Annotated in this window: 7 protein-coding genes and 1 tRNA gene; 7 read left to right on the top strand and 1 reads right to left on the bottom strand. The window is 42.2% G+C overall.

Going from position 1 to position 5,352, the window contains the following annotated elements; genetic code table 11:
* Positions 1-274: 274 nt before the first annotated feature.
* The 3 genes from IM479_RS08275 to IM479_RS08265 all read left to right on the top strand — a co-directional run bounded on the left by IM479_RS08275 (position 275) and on the right by IM479_RS08265 (position 1,897).
* The gene (locus IM479_RS08275; RefSeq protein ID WP_002796074.1) at positions 275-475 is read left to right on the top strand and encodes a hypothetical protein; all 201 of its coding nucleotides are present in this window, start codon (positions 275-277) and stop codon (positions 473-475) included.
* A 120-nt stretch (positions 476-595) separates the two neighbouring features.
* Positions 596-668 (top strand) — tRNA-Ala (locus IM479_RS08270).
* Positions 669-799: 131 nt separating this feature from the next.
* On the top strand, positions 800-1,897 hold the full coding sequence (locus tag IM479_RS08265) for an AI-2E family transporter (protein ID WP_287684220.1): 1,098 nt from the start codon (positions 800-802) through the stop codon (positions 1,895-1,897).
* Positions 1,898-2,002: 105 nt separating this feature from the next.
* On the opposite strand, the gene IM479_RS08260 is transcribed toward IM479_RS08265, so the two are convergent.
* Positions 2,003-2,842, bottom strand: a complete 840-nt coding sequence (locus IM479_RS08260) for a reverse transcriptase-like protein (protein ID WP_287684219.1) — start codon at positions 2,840-2,842, stop codon at positions 2,003-2,005.
* A gap of 221 nt (positions 2,843-3,063) precedes the next feature.
* On the opposite strand from IM479_RS08260, the gene IM479_RS08255 reads away from it, so the two are divergent.
* The 4 genes from IM479_RS08255 to IM479_RS08240 all read left to right on the top strand — a co-directional run.
* Complete coding sequence (locus IM479_RS08255) at positions 3,064-3,306, top strand: Asr1405/Asl0597 family protein (protein WP_287684218.1); 243 nt, start codon at positions 3,064-3,066, stop codon at positions 3,304-3,306.
* A gap of 44 nt (positions 3,307-3,350) precedes the next feature.
* Entirely contained in the window at positions 3,351-3,926 is a 576-nt protein-coding gene (locus tag IM479_RS08250; protein ID WP_287684217.1) for a (2Fe-2S) ferredoxin domain-containing protein, read from the top strand.
* Positions 3,927-4,048: 122 nt separating this feature from the next.
* Positions 4,049-4,903 carry a formyltetrahydrofolate deformylase gene (gene purU / locus IM479_RS08245; RefSeq protein ID WP_287684216.1) on the top strand — a complete coding sequence of 285 codons (855 nt, stop codon included), beginning with the start codon at positions 4,049-4,051 and terminating at the stop codon, positions 4,901-4,903.
* 137 nt (positions 4,904-5,040) lie between these two features.
* Positions 5,041-5,352 (top strand): DUF3782 domain-containing protein (locus IM479_RS08240; RefSeq protein WP_287684215.1); only part of this gene is annotated, 312 nt, incomplete at its 3' end.

Here is a 5,352-nt window from a genome sequence, read left to right as displayed (position 1 = left end):
GAAAACGGACGGGTCGAAAGTGTCAGACTTAAGCAATTAAGCGTTTTTCGCTATCTGCGTCAACCCCGTTGACGCGACCACCCTAAAAAAGTGGCGTGGTGAGGAATCGCCGTCCGTTTTACGGCGGCGAGGATGTCAATACTGAAAGCTAATGGCTGACGACTGACAGCCGTGATCGAGACACCGGCAAAAAATCCCTGTTTTTAACTTCCGTCCGATTATCCCTGGGGAAAATTATGTATTAGAATAGATGAAAGTTAACAAAATTTAAAATATGTTAGTTCCGATTCTCATCTTTGACCTCGGTCTTGTGGCTTGGTCATTGCATCTGATGCAGCAAGCGTTCGACAAGCAAGAGTTTTCCTTGATGCTGGCAGGAACCTTAGTGGCAGCAGCGGCAGCGGCTATGTTAGTAGTTTATTTCCTCATGGGTCACTGTTTAACCTATTTAACCCAAATTCCGGCTCCTGTCTAAATGGGGGCGATTGTTTCACCCTTGTCTTATCAGCGATCGCCTTTGGAGTGACAAATTTTTTTTCTCGTCGCCCCTTGACAAAATAATTCTATTTAAGCTATATTCAAAAATGGTCTTCAAGGGGTTATAGCTCAGTTGGTAGAGCACCTCAATGGCATTGAGGGGGTCAGCGGTTCGAATCCGCTTAACTCCATACAGTTAAGATAAGGGTTTCAGGGTTACTGGAGGCCAGAAAAGTAACGAGGAGATGGTAGATTGAAAGAGGATTTCTAGTTAGGAAAGTCTCTTTTTACCTGGATACTCTCTCAGAAAAAAATTAGTTATATGATAGAGCTTTTTAAGCAACTACCTCGTTGGTTGCGGCTAAGTCTAGTTTTTCCGCTCTTATTTCTCAATGGCTGGTTATTATTCCAATTATTTAGCGACCTAGAACCCTTAGTCAGTATTTTTGTCACTGCTAGTTTACTAGCTTTTGTCTTAGATGTTCCCATCAAACTGCTGCAAAGACGCGGGGTTAATCGCAGTGGTTCGATCGCTATTGTCTTTTTAATTGCCCTATTAATTTTGATTGTTTTAGGTTTAATTTTAATTCCCCAGATTGTCGAACAATTAAGCAGTTTAATCAATAGTTTGCCCCAGTGGATCGAGTCGGGAACCGAACAGATACAAAATTTAGAAAAGTGGGATAAAACTCAGAAATATGCGATTTATATCGAGCAATCAATCACCCAGTTATCGGAACGACTAACCAATGTTTTACAAACTCTTAGCACTCAATTACTGAGCTTTGTGCTGGGAACTATCAACAGTATCTTAAACATTCTATTTGTTCTGGTTCTAACTGTCTTTCTTGTTCTCTATGGCGAACAAATTTGGGAGGGAATTTTTAGCTGGATTCCTGCTCCCTGGAATTTCAAATTAAGAACGATTATTCGTCAAACTTTTGAGACCTATTTTGCTGGTCAAACCATTTTAGCGGGAATTCTCAGCCTTGCTCAAATTTTTGTTTTTGTGATTCTCAAGGTCGATTATGCCCTATTATTCGGGGTGGCGATCGGTCTAACTACATTAATTCCTTTTGCCAGTGCCTTTACCATTATTGGCATTAGTACCCTACTGATGTTTCAAGATTTTTGGTTAGGGTTAAAAGTTTTGACCCTGACCATTATTGTGGGTCAAATTAATGATAATGTCATCGCCCCGCGGTTAATGGGAGGTATGATCGGACTTAATCCCGTCTGGATTATTTTATCTCTTTTTATCGGGGGCAAAGTGGCAGGAATTCTCGGTTTATTGATAGCAGTTCCCATCGCTAGTGTCCTGAAAAGTACCATCGATATCATCCGCTCGCAGCAGCGGGAAAAAGAACCGGTAGTTCTCCTAGAAGAAACGGTGAAAAATTCCTCAGAGGAGGGCAAATAATCCTAAATCCTGTTTTTTCAGTGATCAGTGAACAGTAAACAGTAATGAGTGAATTGAAAACTCACATCTGCTAACTGATAACTGATAACTGATAACTGATAACTGTTATGAGCGGCTAATTTCTTCGAGAATAGCCATCGCTTCTGTCACCCTATCCCTAGGAATAAATAAATGATCGTGATAATAACCGGAAATGACATTGACGCTAATTGCCGCTTCGGCCAGTTTCTCGCTAATCACCGCTAAAAATCCCACAGCTGCTAAACTGGAATGCACAGAAAGAGTAATTTGTCTATAAATATATTTGTACTGTAAGCCCGTGCGATCGGCTTGCTGACGGGGAATAATCACCGTTAGGCCTTCTTCTTCCTGAAATTGGCAGATAGGAGTTAATTGTAGCTGTTCTAGTCCTGTTGCTGTTAGGGAAGAAAAAACGAATTCTTCGGTATTTAGGACTGGTTTCAGGGATTGGAGCAGAATATCGAGATTAGTTTCGCCTTCCTTTGGTTTTTCTGGCGATTTTTTCGCCGCATCCAGACAATGATTGGCAGCAGCGTCAGCCAAACTATTTTTAGCTCGTTCAATCCAGCACCAGCTAATGCGATCGAATCGGGCAACTAATTGACAAGCACGCTGATAAAAGGGACGTAAACTATCGCTTTTTACCTTCCAGTCTCCCTTAACTTGATTGATGACTAATTGACTGTCTCCGCGAATTTCTAGGCTTTTTAAGCCTAATTCTTGGGCTTTTTCCAATCCAATAATCAATCCCGTGTATTCGGCCTCGTTATTAGTGGCTCTCTCCATATATCTAGTCGTGGTCAAGGAATTACCCTCGGCTAAAACTATTACCGCTGCACCGGCTGCTCTCCCCGGATTGCCGCGAGAACCACCATCAAAATAGAGAATTGCTGAATTATCGGTTTTTTGAGCTTTTTTATCCATAATTTTCGTCAATAAATCTTGTTATCTCCATTTTTATCTCTTTGACAATTCTAGGCGGTAGCGATTCCGGGATCGGCAAAGCGGACAAGCAAGATTTTAGCCGATCGCCGCTACCGGACAACTTTTTTTCTTCAGGTTATTGATAATTATTTGCAGTTGTCGGTTATACTGAGAACATCAGCCTAGAGTTATATTGCTAATATTTCTCAATTAAAAGCCCCATGAGTATAGACAAATTGCCATCGGAAGGAGAGAAAATCTTCCCTCTTAGTGCTTGGGAGAGCTGGCAGCTCTACCACCGGCTGCAGGTCCTGGACATTGAATGTAAATGCTTGCTCCATAAGCTTTTACAGGTTTGCATCGCTGGACCCGCTCAACTTTTACAGCTGTGGAGTGTCCTGCGGCAGCTAGAGGCTTCCCGAGGCTGTTTAATCGATTGGCTGGAAACCTGTTGCCAGGCATAATCCTTGAGAAAAATTAGCAATCTGAGAGTAAAAAGTGAGAAAGTATGTCAAAATCTACAACTACCATGGTTCCCTTTCAAGTGGTCGGTCAATTCCTCGGTTTTGTCCTCAAGGACGGATATAAGGTAAAATACCTGAGAATCAGTGTTGATAAACGAGAATATTGGTTTAAGCCCGAAAAAACACTGCGAGACCACATACCTCTCAATATTGCTCTCCACTCATGGCTAAAAGTGACGGGAGAAAGTAGTCTTTGTTCAAAAAAGGGAAAATTAAAACTTAGGGTACTAGGGATCGAGCATTTATCTGGCGAAAAAACCCCAGAAGTGGCTCCAGTAAAAGAGCAAAAAGCCACCGTCTTAATCTGTCAGAAGTCCGATTGTTGGAAAAATGGCGGTGCGAGAGTCTGCCAAAGGTTAGAGAGTGATTTAGAGGAAAAAGGACTGGGAGAAGCGGTGAATATTAAATTAACCGGCTGTTTAAAACAGTGCAAAAAAGGGCCGAATCTGGTGGTTATGCCCGATAAAAAGCATTATAATCAGGTAGCTCCCCAAGATGTCCCCTCCCTGATCGAGCGGCATTTTGCCACTGCCAAGCAAGGGAATAGCCTATCAGTTTAACTGGCAATTTAATTGGCGATCGCTATTGACAAATGCTCTTTTTTGTGCATCAAAGGGACGAAGTGCCTGAAATTGTAATCAATTAGGGGATAGAAAAAGTCAATTCTTGCCACCGATAATTTATGACTGGTACCACTGCAACCTTGTTAATTTCTTGTCCCGACCAGATTGGTCTGGTGGCGAAAATCGCTAATTTTATCTACGCTAATGGCGGCAATATTATCCACGCTGACCAACACACGGATTTTTCGGCGGGATTGTTTCTGATGCGGATAGAATGGCAATTAGAGGGGTTTAATTTGTCCCGTGCGATGATCGAACCAGCTTTCGCCGCTATTGCCAAACCTTTGCAGGCTAGTTGGTCCTTACATTTTTCCGATACTGTCCCGCGTCTAGCTATTTGGGTGACAAAACAGGATCATTGTCTCCTCGATTTATTATGGCGACAACACGGGGGAGAAATTAGGGCAGAAATTACTTTAATTATTAGCAATCATCCAGAATTACACTCAGTTGCCAATCAATTCGGTATTGAGTTTTATCATATTCCCATTACCGCCGAAACCAAGATTGAACAGGAAGCCAGACAATTAGAGTTACTGCGGGAATACCAGATAGATTTAGTGATTTTAGCTAAATATATGCAGGTTCTCACTCCAGATTTTATTAACTTTTTCCCCAATATTATCAATATTCATCATTCTTTTTTACCGGCTTTTGCCGGAGCTAATCCCTATCAACGGGCCTACGATCGAGGGGTAAAAATTATTGGAGCCACCGCCCATTATATCACTGCCGATCTCGATCAGGGGCCAATTATCGAGCAGGATGTGGTCAGAGTTAGCCATCGCGATACCGTAGGAGATTTAATTCGTCAAGGTAAGGATTTAGAAAGGGTGGTGTTAGCGCGAGCGGTACGTTTACACTTGCAAAATCGCGTTTTGGTTTACGCTAATCGCACGGTAGTGTTCGCTTAAGGTTGCTAGGGTAAGCTCATCTAAAATGGGATAAGATGTACTTGACAAAAAAGAGAGCATTGAAGGCTAAAAATTAGGAAGTATCGGCGCGATTGACTAAAATAGCAATAGACCAGATCAGAAGGAAAAAATTATCTATGGCAACTACATCCGAAGACGTATGGCGACTCTTAGCCGAATTAACTGCCGCTCAAAAAGAAACTGACAAACAACTCAAGGAAGTCAGTCAACAACAGAAGGAAAACGCCCAACAACTCAAGGAAACTGACAAACAACTCAAAGAACTGGGCAAACAAATTGGGGGACTCGGTGCCAAATTCGGCAGCTTTACCGAAGGACTTGCCCTTCCTTCAATGGAAACAATTCTCAGACAACGCTTTGGGATGGAAGTTATCAGTCCCAGTGTCCGAGTCAGTAAAGAAGGACAACACCTAGAAATTGATGTTCTT

Source organism: Microcystis sp. M165S2, assembly GCF_020245885.1.
In the GTDB taxonomy this organism is placed as follows: domain Bacteria; phylum Cyanobacteriota; class Cyanobacteriia; order Cyanobacteriales; family Microcystaceae; genus Microcystis.
The sequence above is the reverse complement of the archived record's forward strand: the minus strand, read 5'-3'. Positions and strand labels throughout refer to the sequence as shown.